The 24,691-nt window shown below is 65.9% G+C and carries 22 protein-coding genes; 6 read left to right on the forward strand and 16 right to left on the reverse strand.

The genetic code is table 11. From position 1 onward, the window contains the following. Positions 1-151: 151 nt before the first annotated feature. Together trpE and ACODS4_RS15065 are read right to left on the reverse strand one after the other, a co-directional pair. Complete coding sequence (trpE, locus tag ACODS4_RS15060) at positions 152-1,663, reverse strand: anthranilate synthase component I (protein WP_488865001.1); 1,512 nt, start codon at positions 1,661-1,663, stop codon at positions 152-154. A gap of 45 nt (positions 1,664-1,708) precedes the next feature. Further along, positions 1,709-3,586, reverse strand: coding sequence for a peptidylprolyl isomerase (locus ACODS4_RS15065; protein ID WP_488865003.1), 1,878 nt, complete (start codon positions 3,584-3,586; stop codon positions 1,709-1,711). Between the two features lie 172 nt (positions 3,587-3,758). Here ACODS4_RS15065 and ACODS4_RS15070 point away from each other — a divergent pair, with 172 nt between their 5' ends. Further along, positions 3,759-5,450 carry a Na/Pi cotransporter family protein gene (locus tag ACODS4_RS15070; protein WP_488865005.1) on the forward strand — a complete coding sequence of 564 codons (1,692 nt, stop codon included), beginning with the start codon at positions 3,759-3,761 and terminating at the stop codon, positions 5,448-5,450. Between the two features lie 10 nt (positions 5,451-5,460). Here ACODS4_RS15070 and ACODS4_RS15075 read toward each other — a convergent pair whose 3' ends face one another. From ACODS4_RS15075 to ACODS4_RS15085, 3 genes are all read right to left on the reverse strand, one after another. Further along, complete coding sequence (locus ACODS4_RS15075; RefSeq protein ID WP_488865006.1) at positions 5,461-5,736, reverse strand: hypothetical protein; 276 nt, start codon at positions 5,734-5,736, stop codon at positions 5,461-5,463. Between the two features lie 24 nt (positions 5,737-5,760). Continuing rightward, complete coding sequence (locus ACODS4_RS15080) at positions 5,761-5,961, reverse strand: hypothetical protein (RefSeq protein WP_488865007.1); 201 nt, start codon at positions 5,959-5,961, stop codon at positions 5,761-5,763. A gap of 141 nt (positions 5,962-6,102) precedes the next feature. Next, positions 6,103-6,291, reverse strand: a complete 189-nt coding sequence (locus ACODS4_RS15085; protein WP_488865008.1) for a hypothetical protein — start codon at positions 6,289-6,291, stop codon at positions 6,103-6,105. On the opposite strand from ACODS4_RS15085, the gene ACODS4_RS15090 reads away from it, so the two are divergent. Both ACODS4_RS15090 and ACODS4_RS15095 read left to right on the forward strand, forming a co-directional pair. Beyond that, the gene (locus tag ACODS4_RS15090) at positions 6,290-6,562 is read left to right on the forward strand and encodes a hypothetical protein (RefSeq protein ID WP_488865009.1); all 273 of its coding nucleotides are present in this window, start codon (positions 6,290-6,292) and stop codon (positions 6,560-6,562) included. The genes ACODS4_RS15085 and ACODS4_RS15090 overlap by 2 nt on opposite strands. Positions 6,563-6,784: 222 nt before the next feature. Next, a complete protein-coding gene (locus ACODS4_RS15095) occupies positions 6,785-8,941 on the forward strand; it encodes a putative bifunctional diguanylate cyclase/phosphodiesterase (protein WP_488865281.1) in 2,157 nt (718 codons plus the stop codon). 41 nt (positions 8,942-8,982) lie between these two features. Here ACODS4_RS15095 and ACODS4_RS15100 read toward each other — a convergent pair whose 3' ends face one another. The 4 genes from ACODS4_RS15100 to ACODS4_RS15115 form a co-directional block, all read right to left on the reverse strand. Continuing rightward, on the reverse strand, positions 8,983-10,824 hold the full coding sequence (locus tag ACODS4_RS15100) for a potassium/proton antiporter (RefSeq protein WP_488865011.1): 1,842 nt from the start codon (positions 10,822-10,824) through the stop codon (positions 8,983-8,985). A 132-nt stretch (positions 10,825-10,956) separates the two neighbouring features. Next, positions 10,957-12,018 carry a patatin-like phospholipase family protein gene (locus ACODS4_RS15105; RefSeq protein ID WP_488865012.1) on the reverse strand — a complete coding sequence of 354 codons (1,062 nt, stop codon included), beginning with the start codon at positions 12,016-12,018 and terminating at the stop codon, positions 10,957-10,959. Positions 12,019-12,095: 77 nt separating this feature from the next. After that, entirely contained in the window at positions 12,096-12,812 is a 717-nt protein-coding gene (locus tag ACODS4_RS15110) for a transporter substrate-binding domain-containing protein (protein ID WP_488865013.1), read from the reverse strand. A gap of 220 nt (positions 12,813-13,032) precedes the next feature. After that, positions 13,033-13,749 carry a substrate-binding periplasmic protein gene (locus ACODS4_RS15115; protein ID WP_488865014.1) on the reverse strand — a complete coding sequence of 239 codons (717 nt, stop codon included), beginning with the start codon at positions 13,747-13,749 and terminating at the stop codon, positions 13,033-13,035. 243 nt (positions 13,750-13,992) lie between these two features. On the opposite strand from ACODS4_RS15115, the gene ACODS4_RS15120 reads away from it, so the two are divergent. Continuing rightward, on the forward strand, positions 13,993-15,798 hold the full coding sequence (locus ACODS4_RS15120; protein WP_488865015.1) for an ABC transporter ATP-binding protein: 1,806 nt from the start codon (positions 13,993-13,995) through the stop codon (positions 15,796-15,798). Positions 15,799-16,208: 410 nt separating this feature from the next. Here ACODS4_RS15120 and ACODS4_RS15125 read toward each other — a convergent pair whose 3' ends face one another. Genes ACODS4_RS15125 through ACODS4_RS15155 form a run of 7 tightly spaced genes read right to left on the reverse strand, consistent with a single transcriptional unit; the run spans position 16,209 to position 23,398 of the window. Continuing rightward, positions 16,209-17,006, reverse strand: coding sequence for an MBL fold metallo-hydrolase (locus tag ACODS4_RS15125; RefSeq protein WP_488865016.1), 798 nt, complete (start codon positions 17,004-17,006; stop codon positions 16,209-16,211). After that, on the reverse strand, positions 17,003-17,797 hold the full coding sequence (locus tag ACODS4_RS15130; protein WP_488865017.1) for a TatD family hydrolase: 795 nt from the start codon (positions 17,795-17,797) through the stop codon (positions 17,003-17,005). Before ACODS4_RS15130 ends, ACODS4_RS15125 begins: the two co-directional genes overlap by 4 nt. Positions 17,798-17,806: 9 nt before the next feature. Beyond that, positions 17,807-19,363, reverse strand: coding sequence for a methionine--tRNA ligase (gene metG / locus ACODS4_RS15135; protein WP_488865018.1), 1,557 nt, complete (start codon positions 19,361-19,363; stop codon positions 17,807-17,809). A gap of 53 nt (positions 19,364-19,416) precedes the next feature. Then, positions 19,417-20,556: a DNA polymerase III subunit delta' gene (locus tag ACODS4_RS15140; RefSeq protein ID WP_488865019.1), complete on the reverse strand. Its 1,140-nt coding sequence runs from the start codon at positions 20,554-20,556 to the stop codon at positions 19,417-19,419. After that, complete coding sequence (tmk, locus tag ACODS4_RS15145) at positions 20,553-21,209, reverse strand: dTMP kinase (protein ID WP_488865021.1); 657 nt, start codon at positions 21,207-21,209, stop codon at positions 20,553-20,555. The genes ACODS4_RS15140 and tmk overlap by 4 nt, the downstream gene beginning before the upstream one ends. Positions 21,210-21,215: 6 nt before the next feature. Then, on the reverse strand, positions 21,216-22,391 hold the full coding sequence (locus ACODS4_RS15150) for a D-alanyl-D-alanine carboxypeptidase family protein (protein ID WP_488865023.1): 1,176 nt from the start codon (positions 22,389-22,391) through the stop codon (positions 21,216-21,218). 47 nt (positions 22,392-22,438) lie between these two features. After that, the gene (locus ACODS4_RS15155) at positions 22,439-23,398 is read right to left on the reverse strand and encodes a septal ring lytic transglycosylase RlpA family protein (RefSeq protein WP_488865025.1); all 960 of its coding nucleotides are present in this window, start codon (positions 23,396-23,398) and stop codon (positions 22,439-22,441) included. A gap of 222 nt (positions 23,399-23,620) precedes the next feature. Here ACODS4_RS15155 and ACODS4_RS15160 point away from each other — a divergent pair, with 222 nt between their 5' ends. Together ACODS4_RS15160 and ACODS4_RS15165 are read left to right on the forward strand one after the other, a co-directional pair. Beyond that, a complete protein-coding gene (locus ACODS4_RS15160; protein ID WP_488865027.1) occupies positions 23,621-24,277 on the forward strand; it encodes a protein-L-isoaspartate O-methyltransferase family protein in 657 nt (218 codons plus the stop codon). 85 nt (positions 24,278-24,362) lie between these two features. Then, positions 24,363-24,689, forward strand: coding sequence for a rhodanese-like domain-containing protein (locus ACODS4_RS15165; RefSeq protein ID WP_488865029.1), 327 nt, complete (start codon positions 24,363-24,365; stop codon positions 24,687-24,689). Positions 24,690-24,691: the final 2 nt, after the last annotated feature.

Consider the following 24,691-nt stretch of genomic DNA (forward strand, 5'->3'; position numbering starts at 1 on the left):
TCAGCCGTCCGCACCCCTCATCCCAACCCTTCTCCCGCAAGGGGAGAAGGGCTTTTCTTTCCAAACAGGACCTTAACGTTCCGCAACATGTGTGAACGCCGTAGCCCCTTGGGGGGAGAGGGGCTTTTCGTGTGAACTCCGGTCGGCGTGGTCAGCGTTCCGACGTCGCCCGCACGGTTTCTTCCGCCGCGCGGATCAGGGCCTTGGCCTTGTTGACGGTTTCCTGATATTCGGATTCCGGGTCGCTGTCGGCGACGACGCCGCCGCCCGCCTGGACATACATCATGCCGTCCTTCAGAACGGCGGTGCGCAGCGCGATGCAGGTGTCCATCGCGCCGGACGCGCCGAAATAGCCGACGCACCCGGCGTAGACGCCGCGCCGGGCCTTTTCCAGTTCGTCGATGATCTGCATGGCGCGGACCTTGGGCGCGCCCGAGACGGTTCCGGCGGGGAAACCGGCGACCAGCGCGTCGAGCGCGTCGAATTTCGGGTCCAAATCGCCTTCGACGTTCGAGACGATGTGCATGACGTGGCTGTACAGCTCGACGATCATCTTGGCCGTCACCTTGACGGTGCCGATCTTCGCCACGCGGCCCACGTCGTTGCGGCCAAGGTCGAGCAGCATCAGATGCTCGGCCAATTCCTTGGGATCGCTCAGCAGATCGTCGGCCAGCGCCTGGTCTTCCTCCGGCGTCGCGCCGCGCTTGCGGGTTCCGGCGATGGGACGCACCGTCACCTTGCCGTCGCGCACGCGGACGAGAATCTCCGGGCTGGAGCCGACGACGGTCAACTCGCCGAAATCGCAATGGAACAGGAAGGGCGACGGGTTCAGGCGGCGCAGGGTGCGGTACAGCGCCAGCGGCGACGGCTTGAAGGGGAAGCGGATGCGCTGCGACGGCACCACCTGGAAGATGTCGCCCGCGCGGATGTACTCCTTCGCCTTCTCGACCATGGCGTGATACTCGGCCTGGGTCGTGTTGGACGTCCAGGCCAGCGGCAGGCCCGCTTCGCTGCGCGGCTCGCGCCGGTAGGGCAGCGGGCGTTCCAGATCGGACAGCGCGTCGCTCAGCCGTTCGCGCGCGTAGGCGTAGGCCGCGTCGGCGGCCACTCCCGGTTTCGGCCAGACCGGCGTGACCAGCGTGATCGAATCGGTGTGGCTGTCGAAGATCGCCACGATGCTGGGGCGGGTCAGGATGGCGTCGGGAATGTTCAGCTCGTCCGGGTTGGCGTCGGGCAGACGCTCCATCAGGCGAACCATGTCGTAGGTCAGATAGCCGAACAGACCGGCGGCCATCGGCGGCAGCTCCGCCGGAAGGTCGATGCGGCTTTCGTTGATGAGCGCGCGCAGCGCCTCCAACGGGGCGGCGTCGAGCGGCTGGTAGGCGGCGGAATCATGCAGGGCGTCGCGGTTGATTTCCGCCTTCGACCCGCGTGACCGCCACACCACGTCCGGCTTGAAGCCGATCACCGAATAGCGGTCGCGCCGCGATCCGGCCCCGCGCTCCGCCGATTCCAGCAGAAAGCCGAAGGGCCGCCCGTCCGCCAGCTTCATGTAGGCCGACACCGGGGTTTCCAGATCGCTGACCAGGGTGGTCCACACCACCTGGGGCCGTCCGGCGGCGTAAACGGCGTCGAAGGCGGTGTGTTCGGGCTGGACCTTCACGGGATCGAACCTTTGTCAGAGGACGGAGGCGGCGGGCCGCGCGTCTCAGTTGTTGGCGGCGAAGAACTGGTCGATGCGCTGGCGGTGGATCTGCACCGGGTAGCGGACGCGCAGGGCGTTGACGAACTGGGCCATCAGATCGCTTTCCAGCCCTTGGTTGACGCTGGTCTCCAGCGGGCCGAGCGCGGCGTCGGCGGGATCGGCGGCGATCACCTCGCGCAGCCGGGCGACGATCTGCGAATCGGCGCTGGTTCCGCTGACCACCTCGCCCGGTTTGGCGCCGAACAGCTTGGCGACCAGATCGCCGGGCAGGCCGCTCACCGTCTTCGCGTCGCGGGTGAAGGGAACCGTCATGGCGAAGCTGGCGCCGGACTGGCTGGCGACGTCCTGAGCGGCGGCCTCCAGACCCTTGGCCAGCTTGGCGGCGATCTCTTCGGCCTTCTTGGCGGCCAGTTCGGCGCGCTTGTCGTTCTGCCAACCGGTGACGACCTGATCGCGCACCTCGGCCAGCGGACGCAGGGCCGCCGGAATCACGCTGTCCACGCGGACGGCGGTGAAGACGCTGCCTTGCCCTTCGGCCAGGTTGGTGGCGGCGCCCGTCTTCAGTTGGAAGACGTTCGGCAACAGGGCCTTCAGCGCGGGCAGGGCCGGGGCGGCGTCCTTGCCGTCCGGGGCCTTGCCGGCGCTGTCCACCGCCGCGACCTTGCTCAACACCAGCCCTTGGGCTTTCGCCACCTCTTCCAGCGACGCGCCGCTGGCGAGCTGGTCTTCCACCCGGTTGGCGATGGAGAACACGGCGTCGAGCGCCTTTTCCTTGCGGATTTCGCTGGCGAGTTGCTCGCGCACCTCGTCAAAGCTCTTGGTCGATCCGGCCTGAACGCCGGTCACGGTCAGAACATGCCAGCCAAGGCCGCTCTTGATCGGCTCGCTGGTCTTGCCTTGCTCCAGCGCGAAGGCGGCGTCGCCCAGTTCGGGCAGTTCGGTCCGCGCGACGCCGTCGAGCGTCACCGGCTCCACCCCGGCGTCCTTGGCGGCGTCGGCCAGACCCTTGGTCTTGGCGGCTTCGGCGATGGTTTTGGCCTTGGCCTCGTCATCGACGACGGTCATCAGGATGTTGCGTTTTTCCGGCGTGCCGAACTCGGCGGCGCGCTCGTCATAGGCGGCGCGGAGCTGGGCGTCGTCGAGCTTGACGTCGGCGGCCAGCGCGTCGGGCGACAGTTGCGCCACGGTCAGCGCGCGGTATTCCGGCGCGGTGAAGCGGACCTGATGGTCCTCATAGGCGCGGGTGATCTCGGCCTCGTCCGGGCTGCCGACGTCGCCGACCGACGCGTTGGTCAGCGTCACCACCTCGGCCACGCGCTTTTCGCCACGGAAGCGGTAGAGCGTCTGGGTCAACGTCTTGGGCGCGGCGACCCCGGCGTTGACGGCGCCCGCGACCAGCTCGCGCGCGGTCTCGCCGCGAAGCTGGGCGATGTAGCCGTTTTCGGTCAACTGGTTGTTGCGCAGCACCGTGCGGAAGATGTTCGGGTCGAACTGGCCCTGCTGGTTGCGGAAGGCCGGTTCGTCGGCGATGCGCAGCTTGACCACCTCAGGCCCGACGGCGACGCCGACGTCTTTGGCGGCGAGGTCGAACAGCGCGCGCTGGATCAACGTTTGCAGCGACTGGTCGAGCAAGCCGAATTGCTTGGCCTGTTCGGCGGTCAGATTGCCGCCGAGCATCGGGCGCAGCCGTTCGATCTGGCGGCGGAATTCCTGGTCGAGCGCCTCGCGCTCGATCTGCGTCGAACCGACCTCGGCCACCGTGGTTGGGGTGCTGGAGCGGAACACGTCGCCGATCCCCCAGATGCCGAAGCTGAGGATCAACAGCACGAACAGGATCTTGACGACCCACGAACCGGCGAAATTGCGAATGAACTGGAGCATGGGATCCGAATCTAAGCGCGTCGTTCGACCGTCTGGCCGGGGCGGCGCATCATAGATAGGCGGCGATGGGGCGGCAACAGCGCATTTCCACGGCTGCCCGACGACTTCCCCCTGCGCGCGAACCCAAAAGCCGCTTATTCTTTGCGCTTCTGTGACAAAGGGGTGAAACGGCATGGACGGCGGCGTCATTCAAGACATGGTGTTTCGGGTTCTGGGCGGACTCGGGCTGTTCATGCTGGGGATGGAGTTTCTGTCCGACGGCATCCAATCGCTGGCGGTCGAGCGGATGCGCCAGATTCTGGAGCGTTTCACCACCAACCGAATCTTCGCCCTGCTGACCGGCACCTTCGTGACCGGGGTGATCCAATCCAGCACGGTGATGACCGTCATGGTGGTCGGCTTCGTCAACAGCGGCATCGTCACGCTGGAGCAGGCCATCGGCCTCATCATGGGCGCCAACATCGGCACGACGCTGACCACGGTCTTCGTCGCCCTGCCCATCGGCAAATGGGGTTTGCCGGTCATCGGCGTGGCGGCGCTGGTCTATCTGTTCGTCGGCAAACCGAAGATCCGCTACTCCGCCCTGGCGATTCTGGGCTTGGGCATGATCTTTTACGGCCTGGATCTGCTGACCAGCGGCTTCCGCCCGATTCGCTCCGCCCCGGCGATGATGGAGGTCTTCACCCTGCTGTCCGCCGACAGCTACGGCGGCATCCTGCTGTGCGTCGCCCTGTCGGCGCTGGTCACGGCGATCATCCATTCCTCCTCCGCCACCGTCGGCATCGTCATGGGGCTGGGGGCGTCGGGGGTGATGGATTGGCACACGGCGTTGGCCTTCACCTTGGGGGCGGACGTCGGGACGACGGCGACCTCCTACGTCGCGGCGCTGAACCTGTCCTTGAACGCGCGGCGCACCGCCTACGCCCACATGTCCTTCAACGTCATCGGCGTGCTGCTGATGCTGCCGCTGTTTCCGCTGTCGCTGCAACTGGTCGCCTGGACGCTGGGCGGCGATCCCGGAGTCGCGGCGACGGGGGCGGGCGGGGCGGTCAGCTACCCGCTGGTCCCCATCGCCATCGCCACCTACTCCACCGGCTTCAACATCTTCAACACGGCGGTGATGCTGCCCTTCGTGCCGCTGATGGCGCGGCTGCTGTCGCGCGTCGGCCAGGGCAAGGCCGAGGACGAGGATCTGTCCCTGCCGAAATACCTGTTCGCCCGCGCGGTGGAGGAGCCGGAATCGGCCCTGAGTCTTCTGGAAAAGGAACAGGCCCGTTACCGGGCGGCGTTGGCCCCCTTGTTGGCGTTGGCGCGGTCGGGCGCCCCGTCGGGCGGCAGCGCCGACGACGCCAAGCGGACGGCCAAGGCCGTCGCCCTGCACACGGCGCTGGCGGCGCTGTCCAAGGAGATCGACGGCTTTGTCGGCAATCTGTGCAAGCGAACGATGCCGCCGCCGCTGGTTCCGGTGCTGATGGGGGTTCTGCAAAGCCAGGATCACGCCCGCGCCCTGGAACGCTGCCTGTTCGACTTCACCCAGGAGCTGGGCGCGGCCCCCCTGTCGGAGGCCGGGCGGCGTTTCGCCGACATTCTGCTGGAGGCGCTGGACGCGGTGTTGCTGGAAACGCTGTCGGCGTTGGAGAGCGGCGACGTTGACGATCTGCGGATGATCCACGGCATGATCGGCGAGCAGGGCGGGGCCGCCGCGCGGCTGCGCCAGAGCTATCTGGAATCTGACAGCGGCGTTCCCCTGGACGAGCGCGCCCGGTTGCTGGCGGCGTTGGGGCAGGCGGAAAGCGCGCTGTGGGGGCTGGCCCGCTTGCTGACCCTGCGTCTGGCCGACCGGGAGGCGATCCAAGCGGCGTAAAAGAAGGCGGTCAGCGTCGCGCCGGGCGCAGGATCGGACCGGCGTTTTGGCGGCGCAGGCTGGCCAAAGACAAGGCGTGATGGCTGATGCGTTGGCGGAAATCGCGGTCCACCCGGCTGAAGGCGCTGTAGGCCAACCGGATCGCGTCCGGGGAGTTGGATGTCAGGGCGTCCTGCAAGGCGTCCCGCAGGGTGCGCAACTCCAGAATGCCGGGAATGAAGGCCATCTCAACCGCTTCGGCGAGAATCGCGATCGAACAGAGCGTGGCGTCGTCGTCAGCGCGCATGACAGGGCGTTGCAATCGCGAATCCTAAGAGCCGAGCAGATCGGCGATGGCGTCCATGCAACGTTTTGACGTTGGGCACTGCGCGCAATGTTCCGGGGGCGGGCAGTTGTGGCGACGCAGATCGTTCAGGCCCTGAAACAGGACATGTTTTTTTTCATCCGAAATGACGTCGGTTCCCCGGATGATCTCCATCGCGTCGAGCATCGGGTTGGTTGCGTTCAGCATTGCCGCCTCAGAGACTTTTCCAATTTGGAAAAGATGAGCCTCATTCTGAACCCAGCGCGCTGAAAAGGCCGCAATATTAGGGTAACAAATTGCAACAACCCGCACTAATCCACGACATCGCCGCCGGTTGACGCGTCGGCGTCACTGCGTGGCGGAGCCGGATTCCAGAATCAGTTCGGATCGCTCAACCCGAAGATAGGCGCCCGGACGAACCGCCCGGCGGAGGATGTCGTCGTTCAGCATCAGGTGGGCGTCGGCAAGGCTCAACGGACGACCTTCGTAATACGCGCGCCCGTCGGCATGGCGAATGTGATGGAATGCCGGTGTCATGGCGATGCTCCCCATCGTTGCGCTGCGGATGTTGGCGGCGACGGAGGTCCGACGCCTGACCATCGGGTTAACGTCTGTGCGCGCCATTCTGTTCCATATGACTTCCGGCAGGTGGTTCTATGACCCGTCAGAGTTGTGTGGCGCCGCCGAGATGATGCCCCGCTTTGGCGAATCAACCAACTTTGAATTGCTTCGGGCCGTCTTTTATCACAACGCCTCAAGGTTGGTTGGCCAGGGTGAATCGGCCATGACGCGGCATGCGACCGATTGAACCATGCCCCTTGGATTGGCCCTTCACAACGTTGAGGACCGTTTGGCGAATGGCCAGAGCGGCCTTGCGGGCGCAGGGGGTTGGCGCGGCGTCGCCGTCTTTTCTCGGGCGTCGTCCCTTGCGTCCGGGGGGGCGCGCGGAAACATTGGAAAATACGGCGGAGCGGGTCATAATGCCTCCCCACGCCGATCTTTTTGATCCCAGAATGATGCTGTGGCCTTGGTGAAAACGGAAAAGTCCTTGCGCGAACACCCGGCGAAACATTTGCAGAACACGGATGGCGCGGCGGGCGGGGCGTTCCCGCGCGATTTGGCCTTTCTGTCGTCGCTGGCGTCCAGCTTGCTGGATCATGCGGATCTTGCCCTGGTTTATATTGACCGGGATGGATTCTGCCGACACGCGGATCGTCGTTTCGCGGCTGTGTTGGATCGGGCGCCACAATCTTTGATTGGATTGGATTTCGCCGACATTGACCATGACGTGGCGCGTTCGATCACCGCCGCCATCACGTCTCTGAAGCGGTCCGGCCTGTCGGTTTTGGTCGATTGCGAGACGATGGGCTGCGATGGCGGGCGCTCGATTCTCAGCGGCAGCGTGCTGATCCACAAGGACGCCGATGGGGAAACGCTTGGCTTTCTTGGGATGCTGATTGAGACCGGGGATCCCGAACGGATCGCCGATTTCGTGTCCCGCCGGGATCCCTTCGTCGCCACCTTGCTGGACGCGGCGGTTGACGGCATCATCGTGTCCGACCGCAGCGGCGTCATTCGCTCGATCAACCGCGCCTGCTGCGCCTTGTTCGGCTATGAGGAGGCGGAGTTGATCGGGCAACCGATGACGATTCTGATGCCGCCGCCCTTTGCCCGCGACCATGACAAATACATCAACGCCTACGTCAAAACCGACCGTCCCAAGATCATCGGCATCGGGCGCGACACGCTGGGCAAGCGCAAGGACGGGGCCGTTTTTCCCATTCATCTGAGCGTCGGCGAAGCGCGGCTGGGGAACAGCACCACCTTTGTCGGCATCATCCGCGACATTTCCGACCGTCTGGCGGCGGAGCAGCGCGCCTCCTATCTGGCGCGGCACGATCCGCTGACCGGCGTGTTGACCCGCACCGCCTTTCTGGAAGAGTGCGAGGCCCTGTTGGCGGGGGGAAGTCCGCTGGACGGCGGCGGCCACGCCCTGTTCACGCTGGACGTCGACCAATTCAGCGACATCAACGAGGCGTTTGGTTTCCATGTCGGCGACGCCGCGCTGAAGGCGATGGTCAGCCGGGTGATGGAGGTTTTGCCGCCCAACACCTACATGTGCCGCATCGCCGCCGACGAATTCGCGGCGCTGGCCCGCGTCACCGGCGCCGGGCACGCGCAAACGCTGGCCGACGTGCTGCACGACCGGCTGACCGCCTCGATCTACGCGGATCGCCATTGGGTGCGGCTGCGCTTGTCCATCGGCGCGGCGTTGCAGGACAACGCGGCGCAAACGTTGGAGGATCTGAACGCCAAGGCCAAGCTGGCCTTGCAGGCGGTTCAGCATGACGGCGGCAACGCCGTCTGTTTCTACACCCCGGAAATGGCGGCGGCGGCGACCCGCCGCATGCTGTTGACCGTGCATCTGGCCCACGCCATCGAGCGGAACGAGATGCATCTGGTCTATCAGCCGATTGTGGACGCCAAGACCGGACGGGTGGTCTCGGCGGAAGCGCTGCTGCGCTGGAACCATGAAAGCTTGGGCGCGGTGTCGCCCGGCGAGTTCATTCCGGTGGCCGAAGAAAGCGGCCTGATCGTGCCTTTGACCGATTGGGTGCTGTCCACCGCCATCGGTCAGATGATGCGTTGGAACGCCGAGGGGGTGTTGCCGGAGCGGGTGTTCCTGAACATTTCCGGCCAGCAATTCTTGCGCGGCAACCTGACCCAGCGGTTGGAAGAGCTGTTGAGCGGCTGCCCGGAGTTGCGCCCGCGTCTGGGGCTGGAGATCACCGAACAGGCGGCGGTGCGCGATCTGAAGGTGGCGGTCAAGACGCTGGGGGAATTGTCGGCGCTGGGAATCCAGACCGCCATCGACGATTTCGGGTCGGGCTATTCCTCGCTCAGCTACGTCCAGCAATTGCCGGTGGCCAAGCTGAAGATCGACCGCGCCTTCGTCATCGACGTGCCGGAAAACCCCAAGAGCAACGCGCTGGTCCGCGCGGCGGTCGGCATGGCCCACGGCCTTGGTCTGGCCACCGTGGCCGAAGGGGTGGAGACGGTCGAGCAGCGCGACTTTCTGGTGTCGGTCGGCTGCGATCTGTTGCAAGGCTACCATTTCGGCCGCCCGATGATGCCCGAGGCGCTGGCCGACATGGTGCGCGAGCAGCGTCGACCGCCCATCAAGTGATGGTTGGGATTGATGGTTGGGGGTGATCGCGGCGCGCGGCGTCAATCGCCGTCGCCGCGCCGTTCCTTCATCTGTTCCCGACGCTTCCAGCGGCGGAACGACTGGCTCCCCCACCAGTTCCGCAATTTTCCAACCAATTCCGTGGGGTGGCGGAACAGGGGGACGCGCGGCTTCGTCGCCGTGGTCGGCTCCAGCGCCATGCCGACGGAGGTGACGCCCCGCTCGTCCATGTCGCGGACGATCAACTCGACGTCGCCCATCCGCACCCGGTCGCCCAACTCGCAGGATCCGCCGAACTCGTGGCGCAACAGGTCGCTCAGCGTCAGCTTGGCGTTGGGCAGGGACAGGGGCAGGCCGTACATCTCGGCGATCTGCTCCACCGTCGCGTCTGGGCTGAGCACGAGGTCGCCGTAGAATTCCCGGTCGTCCTGGTCCAGCGCCCGGCTGCCGCCGAACAGCTTGTCGATCAACGGCAATTGGTGGGGCGGGGCGAAGAGATAGACATGGTCGCCCGGTTGCAGCGGCTTGGCCTTGTAGAGCGGCACCACCGTGTCGGCGCGGATGACCAGCGACGGGCGCGCCCAGCGCGGCATCCGCTGCCCGCGCGCCGCCGGGCTTTTGGCGTGGACGGTGTAGGCGACCAGCTCTTGATCGGCGTTGCCGGGCAATTCCAGCTCGACGCGCTCCACCGGGCCACGGCGCGGCGGGACGATCAGGCTCAGCCAGCGCGCCATCGACCCGATGGTCCAACCCTGGACCAGCAGCGAGACGACGACGACGATGAAGGCGGTGTTGAACACCATCTGGCCGTTGTCCAGCCCGCCCAGCACCGGCACCAGCGCCAGCAGCAGCGACACCGCCCCGCGCAGGCCGACCCAGGCGATGAAGGTGGTTTCGTTGGCGCTGAAGCGGAAGGGCAGCAGGCAGATCCACACCGCCAGCGGGCGGGCGACCAGAATCAGCAGAAAGGCGATGGCCAGCGCGGGCAGGGCGATGTCGGCGAACTCATGGGGTGTGGCCAGCAGCCCCAGCATGACGAACATGACGATCTGGCTGAGCCAGGTCAGCCCGGCGTGAAAGCGCCGCAACTCCAGCGCGCCGCGCAGCTTGACGTTGCCGGCGTAGAGACCGGCGGCGTAGACCGCCAGATAGCCGCTGCCGCCCAGCACGTTGGCCCCGCCGAACAGAAACAGCGCGAAGGTCAGCGTCACCACCGGGTTCATGCCGGCTTCAAAGCGCGCCTTGTTGATGAAGGTGACGACGAGCCAGCCGCCGATCAAACCCAGCGCCCCGCCGAAGAACACCGACCGGATCAGCTCCTCGGCCACCTGCCAGGGCGACCCCCAACCGTGGCTCGCCGCCTCCACCAGAATGATGGTCAGCATGATGGCGACCGGGTCGTTGGTGCCCGATTCGATTTCCAGGGTGGAGCGCACGCGGTCGCGCAGCGTGATGCCGCCGACCCGCAGCAGGAAGAACACCGCCGCCGCGTCGGTGGAGCTGACCGCCGCGCCGACCAGCAGCGCTTCGGCCCAGGGCAGATCCATCAGATAATGGGCGGCGGCGCCGATGACGCCGGTGGTGATGCCGACGCCGACCGTCGCCAGCGTCATGGCGGGCCAGGCGGCGGCCTTGTAACTCGACAGCTTGGTGTCGAAGCCGCTTTCAAACAGAATGACGGCGAGCGCCATCGACCCGATCAAAAAGGCGGTTTGCGGATCGTTGAAGGTGATCTGACCAATGCCGTCCTCGCCCGCCAGCAGCCCGATGCCCAGAAAGATGAGCAACAGCGGCGCGCCGATCCGCAGCGCCAGATAGCTGGTCAAAACGCTGGCGATCAGCAGGGTCGATCCGATCAGAATGATGTAGCTGACCGCCTCCATAGGCCTCCCGCGCCAATGTCATTGGGCCGCCATGCGGCGGAACCACATGATTTTGACGGCAACCCCCCTTGTCCGCAAGCTGTAGTGGGTCGCTTTGGCAAAATAATGGTTAACCGTTCCAGCCGGGGGGAGTCAGCGTCGCGCCGGATCGTGGGCGTTCTCCCGTGGGCCGGTGGCGAAGACGGCCAGCGCGTCGTGCAGGTCGGGCAGGGCGCGTTCCACCGCCGCCTCGCCTTCGCGGATGCAATCGTCGGCGCGGTCGAACTCGGTCAGGCCGATGTGGCCCAGGCGTGGGGCGATGTGGACGTCGGGCGGCTCCCCCGCCAGCCGCGAGCGGGTGATGCGGTCGGTGACGATGCCCAGCGACGACACCATCACGCCGAACAGGCTTGGCCCGTCGTAATCGCGGCGGAAGATGCGGCGGGTCAGCGCCCCGACCATGGAGGAGGCGCGGCTTTCCGGCATCTCCTCGTCGATCAGCTTCAGCAGGTCGAATCCGGCGGCGGTCGGCACGGTGGCGCCGGGCTTGCGCGCCTTGCCCAGAATGTCGCCCGCCAGATTGACGGCGATGACCATCTGCGCGCCCAGCGCCCGGCAGGCCGACACCGGCACCGGGTTGACCAGCGCCCCGTCGATCATCCAGCGTCCATCGACCATCACCGGCGGAAACACGCCGGGCAGCGAGATGGAGGCGCGCATGGCCTCGACCAGATCGCCGTCCTGCACCCACACCTCATGCCCGGTGACGAGATCGGTGGTGATGGCGACGTAGGGGACCGGCAACTCCTCGATCCGGGTGTCGCCGAGGTGGCGGCGCATTTCAGCCACCAGCTTGTCGCCGCCGATCAGGCCGCCGCCTTGGCGCAGCCGCAAATCCAGATAGCCGACGATCTTCAGGCGGTTGAGATTGCGCACCCAATGCTCCAGCGCGTCGAGCTTGCCCGCCAGATGGATGCCGCCGACCAGCGCGCCGACCGAGGCGCCGCACACGATGTCCGCCTCGATCCCATAGCGCTTCAGCGCCCGCAGCACGCCGATGTGCGCCCACCCCCGCGCCACGCCGCCGCCCAGCGCAACGCCGATGCGGGGGCGGTTGCGGGGATGGGACGCGCCGTGACCGTTGCCCCCCAGATTTCCACCCAGCGCCATGGTCGCCTCCTCCCCCGTTCCGATTCCGCCGTGATCGCGCGCCACGGTGTTTGTTCCAGTCTGGCGAGCAGTGGTTAACGAAACTTGGATGCGGACAGGGGGGCGGAGCGGGGCGGGGGCGCTCAGGGGGTGGCGATCGCGCGGTTCAGCGCCTCGATGGTTGCCGCCGGAACGCTGCGGCTGCACATCAGGTGACGCTTTCCGGCGGGCGGCATGCCGTCCAGTTGGGACAGAATGAGGCCCTTGGACGCCAGTTCCGGCGCTTTCAACAACTCCTCCCCCTCCTCACCGGCCATGAACATCAGGTCAGCCCGTCCCGCCGCGATCATGGAGGCCATCCCGATGTTTTCCTGGGTCGTCGGGTTTTTCTCCGACGCGGCCTTCGCCAGCCTTTCGTCGATGAAGGGGCCATAGGAAAGGCCGTTTTTCACCAACACGATGATCTTGGGATCGGCGAGCAGAGCGTCGATGTTGCGGTGGCTCGCCGCCGCGCTGTCTTTGCGGGTCAGAATCAGGTGAGGCTTGCCCTGGTAAACCGACTCGGTGAACTGGGCAAAGGCTTCGCGTTCGGCGTTCTTGTACCATCCGGCCCCGCACACGGGCGCGGTTCCCTCTTTGATTTGAATGATTTGTCGGTTGATGGGCGTGGACACCCATTTGTACGGGATGCCCGCTTTCTTGAACGCCGCCGTCACCGGATCGCCGATCAACCCGGTGACGCCGGTTCCCGATTCAATCGCATAAGGCGGGCGGGAATTGTAGAGGAGCGTGATCTCTTGCGCCAACGCTGGGGACGCGCACGCCCACAAGGCGACCGCTGTGACGGCAATTTCACGCATGTCTTTATCCTTCAAACAGAATTATCGTGCATAAAAATGTGGTTGCCACACATTTATATATCATGAACAGAACGCCCAGGGCTGTTCGCAGGGGTGAGCCGTTTTCCAGCAGGCGGGGCGAAAAGGGCGCGGTGGGGTGGGGATCCGATCCGCGCAAACCCCACCGCCCCCCTCCGCCGACCAAAGAGAACCGATTGCAACGAAGACAAGCGGCGGCGCGTCAGGGCGCGGCGATGGCGCGGTTCAGCGCCTCAATGGTTTCCGGCGTCACAGAGCGGCTGCACAGCAGATAGCGCTGGTTGCCCGGCGGCATGTCGGTCAAATCGGCCAAAACCAAGCCCTTGTCGGCCAGTTCCGGGGCTTTCAGCAGTTCGCTCCCCTCTTCGGCCGCCAGAAACATGAAGTCAGCCCGGCCCGTCGCGATCATCATCGCCATGCCGATGTTTTCCTGCGTCGTCGATGATTTTTTCGCCGCCGCGTTGGGCAATTTGTCGTCGATGAAGCCGCCATAGGAGTAGCCGCTTTTGACCAGAACGGTCATTTTGGCGTCGGCCAGCAGGGACTCGACGGTGTGGTGGGCGGTGGCCGGGCCGCCGGCGCGCGTCAGGATGACCGTCGGCTTGTCCTGATAAATCGGCGCGGTGAAACGCCCGAAGGCCTCCCGCTCGGGGTTTTTGAACCATCCGGCGGCGCAGACCGGGGTCTGGCTTTCCTTAATCATGGTCATCTGGCGGTTGGACGGGGCCGATTCCCATGTGAAGGGGATGCCCGCCTTTTTGAACGCCGCGTCAACGGGCGCGCCGGTCAAGCCCGCCACGCTCCCACCGGATTCGATCAAGTAGGGGGGCCGGTGATTGTAGAGAACGGTGATGTCGTCCGCCATGGCTTGAGCGCCGTTGAGCAACAGGGCGGTCACGAAAAGAGCAACATTGCGCATGTTTCTGCTCCTGAAAAAAGCCGTTCCTGCAATCAAATTTGGCAATTGAGTATTTAAGCATCATTAACGGGAGGGGCGCCAAAATTATATGCATTATTAATTCCACCAATAAGAAATTATATTTCTGTGGTGCTGCAATTCAGGATTGACGCGCGCGCGCCGCCGCCCGATCCGACCGCGCCCCGGTGGACAAAGCTGAACCCCATCGGTTAAGCCATTCTTTCGGGGCGACGATCCCCGGCGATGAGCAAAGAGAGCGCGATTGTGACGAAGACAAGCGGTGGCGCGTTGCGGCTGGACGCGACGACCGAGCGGTTGATGGGCCGGGTGTGGCGCGAGTGGGTGCGGCCCTATCGGGCCAAACTGGCGCTGTCCTTCCTGCTGATGGCGCTGGTCGCCGCCGCCACCGGCGGCTATCCGCTGTTGATCGACCAGTCCTACGCCATGTTCTCGGCGCAGGATCGCGGCTTGGCTCTGCTCATTCCGGCGTTGATCGTGCTGGTGACGGTCGTCAAGGGCGCCTCGCTCTACGCGCAAACCGTCGTCACCAGCGAGATTGTCCAGCGGATCATCTCCGACGTCCGCCTGACGATGTTCAGCCATCTGCTGACCGCCGACATGGCGCAATTGCACGCCGCGCCGACGGGATCGCTGACCTCGCGCTTCATCAACGACGTGGACGTGATCCGCAACGCGCTGTCGCGGACCCTGACCGGGTTGGTGCGCGACATTCTGACGGTCATCGCGCTGGTCGGGTCGATGTTCTACCTCGACTGGTTCCTGTCGCTGATCGTCTTCGTGATTTACCCCATCGCCGCCGTTCCCATCGTCCAGATCGGCAAGCGGCTGCGCCGCGTCTCGCGCGACACCCAGGCGCAGATGGGCGACATGACCTCGCTGTTGACCGAAAGCCTGTCGGGCGCCCGCATGGTCAAGACCTATTGCCTGGAGGATTACGAGCGCGCCCGCGCCGCCCGCGCCTTTGACGACAATTACAACCTCAGCATGAAGGCGACGCGCGCCCGCTCGCGCATCGACCCGATGATGGAGGTGTTGGGCGGCGTCGCCGTGGCGGGCGTCATCGCCTTTTCCGGATACCGCATGGCGACGGGCGACGGGTCGGTCGGCGCCTTTTCCGGCTTCGTCGGCGCGCTGCTGATGGCGGCCCAGCCGGTGCGCGCCATCGGCACGCTGAACGCCGCCCTGCAAGAGGGGCTGGCCGCCGCCCAGCGCATCTTCGAGCTGGTCGATCAAGCCCCGACCATTCTGGAACGGCCCGACGCCCAGCCGCTGGCCCTGACCAAAGGCGCGGTGGCGCTGGAGGGCGTGCGCTTCGCCTACGACAGCGGCGCGGAAACCCTGAAGGGCGTCGATCTGGACGTTCCGGCGGGCAGCACGGTGGCGCTGGTCGGGCGCAGCGGCGCCGGCAAATCGACCGTCTTCAACCTGATTCCGCGCCTCTACGACGCCATCGGCGGGCGCGTCACCATCGACGGCCAGGACGTGCGCGGGGCGACCCTGCGCAGCCTGCGCGCGGCGGTGTCCATCGTCAGCCAGGACACGGTGCTGTTCAACGACACGGTGCGCGCCAACATCGCCTTTGGCCGGTTGGACGCGCCGCTCGACGACGTGATCGCCGCCGCCAAGGCCGCCGCCGCCCATGAGTTCGTGATGAAGCTGCCCGAAGGCTACGACACTGTCATCGGCGACCGGGGCGTGAAGCTGTCGGGTGGCGAGCGTCAACGTCTGGCGCTGGCCCGCGCCTTTCTGAAGGACGCGCCGATCCTGCTGCTGGACGAGGCGACCAGCGCGCTGGACAGCGAATCCGAACGTCTGGTGCAGGGCGCGTTGGAGCGTCTGACCCAGGGCCGGACCACGCTGGTGATCGCCCATCGTCTGGCCACCGTGCGCAACGCCGACCGCATCGTGGTGATGGAGGGTGGGCGCGTCATCGAACAGGGAACCCACGACGCGCTGATCGCCGCCAACGGCGCCTACGCCCGCCTGTCCCGCCTGCAATTCGGCGAGGAGGACGCTGGAGCGGCGTAGCCGCGATTACGGCCCCTTCGCCCTCTCCCTCTGGGCTACAGCATTCACACATTTTCGGTTTAGGCAACTCATTGGAAGAAAAAGAACTTTTCTCCGTCATTCCCGCGAAGGCGGGAATCCAGACTTACCCATAGGGTTCGTCTGGCAAACTCTGGATCCCCGCCTGCGCGGGGATGACGGAAAATCCATTTTATTTCAATTGGTTGCAGCAAGAAAAAGATGTGTGAACGCCATAGCTCCCTCTGGGAGAGGGAAGGGACCCATGCGCAGCATGGGAAGGGTGAGGGGGCCGACAAGGAACCAAGCGGTTTCGTCCATTGGCCTTTCTGGCCCCTTGGAAACCCCTCACCCTCCCCACTGCGTGGGTCCCCTCCCTCTCCCGCAGGGCGGGAGAGGGACTCAAGCAAATCTCAAACCTCGATCACCATCCCGTCATAGGCCGGTTCCACCCCGTCGGGCAGGATGCGGCGGAGGTGGTCGTAGTCCATGCTGTTGTCCATGTGGGTCAGATAGGCCCGGCGGGGCCGCACCCGGTCGATCCAGGACAGGGTCAGCGCCAGATGGGCGTGCACCGGGTGGGGTGGTTCAAGCCGTCCGCAATCGACCACCCAGGTGTCTATGCCGTCGAGCGCCGCGAAGGCGTCCTCGTCGAACCGCACCACGTCGGTGGAATAGGCGAAGCGGCCAAAGCGGTAGCCGACCGTCTTCATATAACCGTGGTCCTGCTCGAACGGCGTCACCGGCAGGCCGTTCACGGCGAAGGGGCCGGTGATGCGGCGGGCGTTCAGGACCGGGCGGTAAAAGGGATAGCCCGCCTTCAACGGCTCGAAGCAATAGGGAAAGCGGATTTCGATGTCGCGCAGATGCTCGTCCCAGCCATAGGCGTCGAGCGGGGCGTGCATCAGGCGGCAGATTTCCCGCAACTCGTCGATCCCATGGGCGTGGTCGGCGTGCTGGTGGGTCCACAGCACGGCGTCCAGGCGCTGGCAACCGCTGTCCAGAAACTGCTGGCGCAGATCGGGGGTGGTGTCGATCAGAACGGCGACCCCCGCCTGCTCCACCAGAACCGATGGGCGCATTCGTCGGTTTTTCGGGTTGGCCGGGTCGCAGCGCCCCCAGCCGTCGGGGCCGATCGCCGGAACGCCGCGCGACCCGCCGCTGCCCAGCACGGTCACGCGCATCACGTCCTGGGATCGGCCTTCGCTCATGCCGCCGCCTTATGTTCCACGGCCTTGTCGAACAGCCGGAAGAAATTGTCGGTGGTGATCCGCGCCACATCCTCCGCGCTCACCCCCTTGATCGCGGCGACGCAGGCGGCGGTGTGGGCGACATAGGCCGGTTCGTTGCGCTTGCCCCGGAAGGGGATCGGCGCGAGGTAAGGCGCGTCGGTTTCCACCAGAATGCGGTCGAGCGGCACGTCCTTCACGATGTCGCGCAACTCTTCGGACTTCTTGAAGGTGACGATGCCCGACAGCGACAGGGTGAAGCCATAATCCAACGCCTCCTCCGCCAGCGCCCGACCGGAGCTGAAGCAGTGCAGCAGCCCTTTCACCGTCTGCCCGGCGCTTTCCTCCTTCACGATGCGCATCGTGTCGGCGTCGGCGTCGCGGGTGTGGATGACGAGCGGCAGGCCGGTGTCCAGGCTGGCCCGGATGTGGCGGCGGAAACACTCCTGCTGCTGCTCGCGCGGGCTTTTGTCGTAGAAGTAATCCAGCCCGGTTTCGCCCAGCCCGATGACTTTCGGGTGCCGGGCGCGCTCCACCAGCGCGTCCACGGTGGTGACGTCGAACTCCTCCGCCGCCTGATGGGGGTGAACGCCGACGGTGCACAGAATGTCGTCGTAACGCTCGGCCACCGCCAGGATGCGGTCGAAGCGGGTCAGATAGGTGCAGATCGTCACCATCCGCCCGACCCCCGCCGCGCGGGCGCGGTGAACCACCGCGTCCAGCTCCTCGGCGAAGTCGGGGAAATCCAGGTGGCAGTGGCTGTCAACCAGCATGGCCGTCGCTCACTCCTGCGGGGCTTCGACGAAGCGCGGGAAGACGCCCTGCGGCGTCGGCAGCGGCGTTCCGGCTGCCAGCGCGCCCGACGGACCCAAGCTGGCGAAGCCGCGCGCGTCCGGCCCCAGGGCCAACTGGTCGAGAATCTTGGCCGAGGCGTCGGGCATGACCGACTGGGTCAGGATCGCCAGATGGCGGATGGTTTCGGCCAACACATAGAGCACGGTCGCCATGCGCGGCGGGTCGGTCTTCTTCAGCGTCCAGGGCGCTTGCTCATCGACGTAACGGTTGCCGTCGCCGACCACGGCCCAAATCGCGTCCAACACCTTGTGGAAGGCCTGGACCTTGATCTCCGCCCGCACCTGGTCGAGCAGGCCGTGGGCGGCCCCCAGAAGCGCGTTGTCGGCCTCGGTGAAGGGACCCGGCGTCGGCACGACGCCGCCGCAATTCTTGCCGATCATCGACAGCACGCGCTGGACGAGGTTGCCGTAATCATTGGCCAGATTGCCGTTGATCCGCGCCACCATCTGCTTGTGCGAGAAATCGCCGTCGTTGCCGAACGGCACCTCGCGCAGCAGGAAATAGCGGGTCTGGTCCAGGCCGTAGGTGTTGACCAGCGCGTCCGGCGCGATGACGTTGCCCAGCGACTTGGACATTTTTTGCCCTTCGATGGTCCACCAGCCATGGGCGAAGACGCGCTTGGGCGGTTGCAGACCGGCGGCCATCAGGAAGGCGGGCCAATAGACGGCGTGGAAACGCAGGATGTCCTTGCCGACCATGTGCAGGTCGGCGGGCCAATATTTGGCGTAATCGCCGTCTTCGGCGGTGTTGGGATAGCCGACGGCGGTGATGTAGTTGGCCAGCGCGTCGAGCCACACATACATGATGTGCTCGTCGTTGCCGGGAACCGGAATTCCCCATTTGAAGGTGGTGCGGCTGACCGACAGATCCTTCAGGCCCGATTTGACGAAGGCCATCACCTCGTTGCGTTTTCCAGCGGGGGCGATGAAATCCGGGTTGGCCTCGTAAAAGGCGATCAAACGATCCTGCCACGCCGACAGGCGGAAGAAGTAGGACGGCTCCTCCACCCATTCGCAGTCTGCGCCGGTCGGGGCGATCTTCTTGCCGGTCGGGCTGGTCGTCAGCTCGTCCTCGCCATAAAACGCCTCGTCGCGCACGGAATACCAACCGGCGTAGGCGCCCAGATAAATCTCGCCGCGTTCCTCCAGCACCTTCCACAGCGCTTGCACCGAGGCGACGTGGCGCGGCTCGGTCGTGCGGATGAAATCGTCGTTGGAGTAGTTCATCAGCGACACGAGATCGCGGAAATTCTGCGACACCCGGTCGGTGAAGGCCTGCGGCGCGATCCCGGCCTTTTCGGCGGATTTCTCCACCTTCTGGCCATGCTCGTCGGTGCCGGTCAGAAACTTCACATCATAGCCGTCGAGGCGCATGAACCGGGCGAGGACGTCGCAGGCGAGCGTGGTGTAGGCGTGGCCGATGTGCGGCACGTCGTTCACGTAATAAATCGGCGTCGTCAGGTAGAAGGTCTTCGGCCCGGCCATCGTCGGCGCTCTCCCGAGGGGTTTGTCTTGCCGAAGCGGGTTCGGCACAGTCTTTAAGATGCGGCGGCTTCCAGCGCCGCCAAGGCGTTCAGCACCACTTGCTTGCGGTCCAGATTGGCGGATTCCGCACGAGCGAAAAGGCGTTGAACCTTTTCCCACACCTCCACCCAACGTTCAAGGCTGCGGGCGTTGGCCATGCGGGTCATCAGGGCGGCTTCGCCCGCCACCACCTCGGCGGGCCAGGCGCCGCGCGCCAGCGCGCGGGCGAAGCGGGCGAGCCACCAGACCAACAGCTCCGTCGCCGTCTCATAGACGCCGTCGTCGGTCTTGCGGGTCAGCGTGTCGCCAAAGGCGTGGGCGGCGGCGATGTCCAGCCGGGGCAGGCCGGACAGCAAGCCGATCATCGCGCGGTAGAGTTCCAGCCCCCCGGCGTCGGCCAAACCGATGGCGTGGCCGACGCTGCCCTCCGACAGGCGGGCCAGCGCCGGGCGGTCGTCCGCCGGAATGTCGGGCCGATGCTCCATCAACAGGTTGACGACGGTCTCTTCAGACAACGCTTTAAGAGAAAGCTTGCGGCAGCGCGAGCGGATGGTCGGCAGCATGCCGCCGGGGTTGTCGCTGACCAGCAACAGCAAGGCCTTGTTCGGCGGCTCTTCCAAAATCTTAAGAATGGCGTTTAAACCACTGACATTCATACGATCTGCGCCGTCGATCACCGCCACGCGCCAGCCGCCCTCGGCGGATGTCCGGTGCAGGAAGGGACCGATCTTGCGGACGTCGTCCACGGCGATGTCGCGCTTCAGACGGTTGCGCTTCTCGTCGCGCTGGCGCTCCACCGTCAGCAGATCGGCGTGTCCGCCCGAGGCGACGCGGCGGAAGACCGGATGGTCGGCGGACAGATGCAGCGAGGTCGCCGGGGCGCCGCCAATCAGTCCGCCGCCAATCAGCGTGCCGCCGAACAGCCCGTCCCCGGCGGCGTCCTGCGCCAGCACGAAACGGGCGAAGCGGTAGGCCAGAGTCGCCTTGCCGATGCCGGGCGAGCCGCCAATCAGCCAGGCGTGGGGCAGGCGGCCCGAGTTCCAGGCCTCCAGCAACAGCCGTTCGGCCTCGTCCTGGCCGGTCAGGTCGGGGTTGCGGCGGGGCGTCAACCCGTCTTCGACGGCGGGTTCGGCGGCGGCGCGGGCCTTGCTCACGGGGCCGATTCCAAAGCCAAGCCCAGCCGCGCGGCCACCGCGTTCCACACCCGCGCCTGCACATGATCCAGATCGGCGTCGGCGTCGATCACCGCGCAGCGCTCCGGCTCGCGTTCGGCGATGTCGAGGAAGCCGTGGCGCAGCCGCTCGTGAAAACTGACGTCCATGCGTTCGTAACGATCTTCCCCCCCGGCGCGGACGGCGGCGCGGCGCAGGCCGGTTTGGACGTCGATGTCGAGAATCAGCGTCAGGTCGGGGCGGAAGCCGTCCAGCGCCAGCGTCTGCAAGGCGGCGATCCGCTCGCGCCCCAGCCCCAGGCCATAGCCCTGATAGGCCATGGTGCTGTCAAAGAAGCGGTCGCAGACCACCCAGCGCCCAGCCTCCAGCGCGGGCCAGACCGTGCGCTCCAGATGGTCGCGGCGGGCGGCGCTGTGCAACAACGCCTCCGTCACCGGCCCCCAGCGCCCGGTGTCGCCCGACACCAGCAGGGCGCGGATCTCCTCCGCCCCCTTGGAGCCGCCGGGTTCCCGCGTGGTCAGCACGTCGATGCCGCGCGCGGCCAGCGTCTCGGCCAAGCGGCGAAGCTGGGTCGATTTCCCCGCGCCCTCGCCGCCCTCCAGCGTGATGAAGCGGCCCTTTTGCGGTGCGCTCATCGCCGATCAGCTCTTGGCGCCGAAGACGAGGTATTTGGCCGCCGCGAAGGCGCGACCGACGAAGCCCAGCTTTTCGACGTCCTGCGCGGCGACGACAGGAACCTCCTTGCCGGGGAAGCCGGGGGCGGAGATCACCACCTTGCCGACGACGTCGCCCTTCTTGATCGGGGCGGCGACCGGGGCGTTGCTGACCAGCGACACCTTCATGCCCGCGCGGTCGGCCCGCGCCATGGTGACGTTCAGGTCGCGCGGCACCGACACCGGCACCGTGTCTTGATCGCCGAGCCAGACGGGAACCTGCTCGATGGTCTCGCCGCTCTTGAACAGCGCGTAGGTGGCGAATTCACGGAAGCCCCATTCGATCAAGCGGGCGGATTCATCGGCGCGGGCCTGCATGCTGGGCAAACCGTTGATGACCAACAACAGCCGCCGCCCGTCACGCTCGCCTGAGGCGGTCAGACCATAGCCGCCAGCCTCGGTATGGCCGGTCTTCATGCCGTCGACGTTCATGCCCCGGTAGAGCAGGGGGTTGCGGTTGCCCTGGGTGATCCCGTGATATTTGAACTCCCGGATCGAGTAATAACGGTAATATTCCGGGAAATCCTTGATGAGATGCTCGGCCAGGATCGCCAGATCGCGGGCGGTCATGTAATGGTTCGGGTCGGGCCAGCCGGTGGCGTTGACCAGATTGGTGCCCTTCAGCCCCAACTCCTTGGCCCGCTTGGTCGCCTGTTCGGCGAAGGCCGATTCCGATCCGGCCAGCCCCTCGGCCAGCACGATGCAGGCGTCGTTGCCGGATTGGACCATCACGCCCTTCAGCAGGTCGTCGACCTTGATGTTGTTGTGAAGCTCCACGAACATCTTGGAGCCTTGCATGCGCCAGGCCCGCTCCGTCACCGGCAGCGTGCTTTCCAGGGTCAGGCGACCGCCCTTGATCGCCTCGAACACCAGATAGGCGGTCATGATCTTGCTCATCGACGACGGCGCCATGCGCTCGTCGGCGTTTTTCTCGAACAGGACGGTGTTCGAGGTCAGATCGAGCAGGATCGCCTGCTTGGCGATGGTGTCGATGGTGGCGGCCTGCGCCGAACCAACGCCGCCGACCCCCAACCCAACAACCGCCGAGGCCAGCGCGACCGCCAAGCCGAAGACGGCGCCGGTGCGAACGACAACAGCGTGCATAGCAACATTCCTCCGAGGAAACAGGATCGATCCGTCCAGTCGAACGATCAATCGACCACGATTTTGGCTTCCGTAAGGCCAGCCTGAATGATTTGGTCGAGCAGGGCGTCGGCGCGGTCCACGCTGTCCAGCGGACCAACCCGCACCCGTTGCAGGGTTTGCTTGCCGCTGGGCGCGGCGGCCACGCTGACCGGCTGGCCGAGCGCGGCGAGGCGGGCGCGGATCCGGTTGGCGTTTTCGGCGTTGCCGGGGGAGCCGACCTGCACGAACAGACGCTCGCGCCCCTTCACCGGCAATTCGGCGACGACGGGGGCGGGGACGAAACGCCCGCCGACCACCGCGCCCGCCACCGTCGCGGGCGGCGGCACCGGCGTGGCCAGCAGGCTGGGCGAGGGGGCCTTGCCGACCGTCGGCCCGGCCTGCGGACCATCCGCCTCGATCACGCCGCGCGGCGCCGGTTTTGGCGTTGGGCCGTCGGTTTGCGCCAGGATGGCCGTCGGCGTGCTCTGGCGGGCGGCGGCGGCGATGGCGCGGCTTTCCTCGGCCAGAATCTGCACGCGGACTTTGGCGGAACCGCTGGACTCAAAGCCCAGCAATTGCGCGCCGCGCCGCGACAGGTCGATGATCCGCCCGTTGGCGCTGGGGCCACGGTCGTTGACGCGAACCACCACCGAACGGCCATTGTCGAGGTTGATGACCCGCGCGAGGCTGGGAATCGGCAAGGTCTTGTGCGCCGCCGTCAGCTCATCAGGGTCATGAGGCTCGCCGTTCGCCGTGGTTTTCCCATGGCTTTCCGGCCCGGACCAGGAGGCCAGCCCGGTTTCGTCATAGCGGTAGTCCTCGGCGGGGTAATGCCACGCGCCGTTGATCTGATAGGGTTTCCCGACCGTGTAGACGCCGCTGGCCGGCAAACCGGAATCGCCGCCGCCGCCCGGTGGCGCGCAGGCGGCGAGCGTGGTCAGGCCGACCGCCACGATCCCCCCTCTCAGCCGACGCCAGCGGTTCATTCAAACGATCCCATACGAATTCGCGGGCGGCACTCTAGCCGACTTGCCACCGCGCGCCAATGCCTCTGCGACGGGCGCGCGCTGGTTTGATCCCGCTCCGACGGCTGCGGTGCGGCGTTGTGTTTTTGTGTGTTTTCCGGGTATATAACCGCGTTGGCAGGAAGCCGTCCCATGTTCGGCTTTGGTGCCGTCGCCGTCACAACAAAGCCATAAGCGATCGCCATGACCGATTTCGCCGCCGCCCGCTTTTTCATGGTCGAAGGACAGATTCGTCCGAACAAGGTTACGGACCATCGCCTCGTCGATGCTCTGTCCGAAACGCCACGGGAGGCCTTCGTCCCCGAATCCGCGCGCGGCGTCGCCTATGTGGATGACGATCTGCCCATCGGCCAGGGCCGCTATCTGCTGGAGCCGATGGTGTTCGCCCGGATGCTGCAATATGTCGGCGTTCAGGACGCCGACCGGGTTCTCGACGTCGGCGCCGCTGGCGGCTATTCGACGGCGATCCTGGCCAAGCTCGCGGCGTCGGTCGTCGGGCTGGACAGCGACGCGGCGTTGACCGCCGCCGCCGCCGCCGCGTTGTCGGCCCAGGGCGTGACCAACGCCACGGTTGCGACCGGCCCGTTGGCCGCCGGACACGCCGAGGGCGGCCCCTACGACGTCATCGTCATCGAAGGCACGATTCCCGAGGTTCCGGCCGCTCTGGCCGACCAGCTCGCCGAAGATGGCCGGTTGGTCGCCATCGTTCAGGACGCGCGCGGAGTCGGTGAGGTTCGGCTGTTCCAGCGCGTCGGCGGCGTGCTGTCCAGCCGCGTTCTGTTCGAGGCGCAGCCGCACGCCCTGCCGGGATTTGAGAAAAAAGCGGCGTTTGTGTTCTAAAGACGTCTTGAACTGAACCGTGCAGTTCACATCTGATCCGTTCTGCGTTACCGTCGTCGGTAGGCTTGCGCGAAAGTGAGTTCCCATGGCTGCGCCGTTTGAGATCGAGGTTGAGGAGTTGGACCGTCGCCGCAAGGCGGGGGACGATCTCCTCGTTCTGGATGTGCGCGAGTCGTGGGAACACGAGCTGTGCGCGATTGACGGCAGTCTGCTGATCCCGATGAACGGCGTGCCGGGACGGGTGGCGGAGTTGCCGACGGATCGCGACATCGTCGTCGTCTGCCATCACGGCGGACGCAGCGCGCAAGTCACCATGTGGCTGCGGTCCAAGGGGTATGGACGCGCCATCAATCTTGATGGCGGCGTGGATTCCTGGGCGCGCCGAATCGACCCGAACATGAAGGTCTATTGAAG

The organism is Azospirillum sp. FG154, assembly GCF_057809575.1.